Origin of the sequence: Streptomyces sp. SID12501 (genome assembly GCF_010550245.1) — a bacterium.
GTDB lineage: Bacteria > Actinomycetota > Actinomycetes > Streptomycetales > Streptomycetaceae > Streptomyces.
Genome location: NZ_JAAGLU010000706.1, coordinates 1 through 433, shown reverse-complemented (window position 1 = coordinate 433; position 433 = coordinate 1). Strand labels below are relative to the sequence as shown.

1 protein-coding gene is annotated in these 433 nt (G+C 66.1%); it reads right to left on the bottom strand.

Annotated elements, in window-relative coordinates; genetic code table 11:
• Positions 1–366: response regulator transcription factor (locus G3I71_RS48020; RefSeq protein ID WP_239149815.1), on the bottom strand; the 366-nt coding region annotated here is incomplete at its 3' end.
• Positions 367–433: the final 67 nt, after the last annotated feature.

The window sequence follows — 433 nt, the reverse complement described above, 5'->3', positions numbered from 1 at the left end:
CGCCACGTCCCGTACGGCGCTGGTGATCTGGGCGATGTCCCCGGCTTTGAGGAGGAAGCCGGAAGCGCCGGCGCGCATGGCGGCCATCACGGTGGGATCTGTTTCATACTCCGAGTGCACGAGGACTTTGGTGGTAGGCCGGACGCGTTGGATCTCCTGCGTGGCCCACAGCCCGTCACCGCCCGGCATACGCACGTCCATCACAACGACATCGGGATGGAGTTCAAGCACCTGCTGTACCGCTTCGCGGCCGTTGCATGCCTCGGCCACCACGGTGATGTCCGGGGCCGATTCCAGCAGCACGCGCAGGCCGTAGCGGGTGAAGGGGTGGTCGTCGGCGATCACGACGCGAATGCCGGATTCCATCACAGGTCCGTTCCCTGCTCTGCGAGGCCACTTTCCTGTATGCCGGGCAGGCTCACCGGCAGACGCG